This is a genomic window from Bifidobacterium sp. LH_389 (assembly GCF_056357235.1).
Window position 1 is genome coordinate 1 of record NZ_JBKEVR010000039.1, and the last position, 639, is coordinate 639.

The 639-nt window shown below is 60.3% G+C and carries 1 rRNA gene; it reads left to right on the top strand.

Going from position 1 to position 639, the window contains the following annotated elements:
• Positions 1–172: 172 nt before the first annotated feature.
• Positions 173–639: ribosomal RNA gene (locus AC1AZA_RS11410) — 23S ribosomal RNA — on the top strand; the annotation flags it as partial.

A 639-nucleotide genomic window follows, 5' to 3' on the forward strand; every position in this document is an offset into this window, starting at 1 on the left:
CTGGGGTCGTGGTGGTTTCGTTGTTGATTTCGATCGAACTTCAGTAGTTTGTTTGTTATTGTTGTTCGTTCGGTCGTTTGTGATCATGTTTTGTGTGTTGATGTGTCGTCTGGACGTTTGCGATGGCCGCCGGCCCGCGTTCCCTTCCCTCTTTTTTGGGGGTTGGGGTTCGTGGTTGGCTGGTGTGGGCTCGTGGTGGATGCCTTGGCAGACAGGACCGATGAAGGACGCGTGGGGCCGCGATAGTCCTCGGGGAGCCGCCGACAGGGCTTTGATCCGAGGGTTTCCGAATGGGGCAACCCGGCAGCCTCGATGGGCTGTCACCATCCGTTTGGGTGGGGGGTACGCAGGGAAGTGAAACATCTCAGTACCTGCAGGAGGAGATATTCCGTGAGTAGTGGCGAGCGAAAGCGGACGATGACCAAACCCGTGCCGTGCGATACCCGTCGGGGGTTGCGGCGTGGGGGTTGTGGGAGTTCGTGTCCCGGTGCCGACGTGCCGGGCTTCAGTGACAAAACCGTGCGTGAGGGGAACCGGATTGGATGCCGGGCCGTAGAGGGTGATGGTCCCGTACCCGTCGGCGCATGGTCTGTGGATCGGATGTCCCAAGTAGCGCGGGCCTCGTGGAATCCCGTGTGA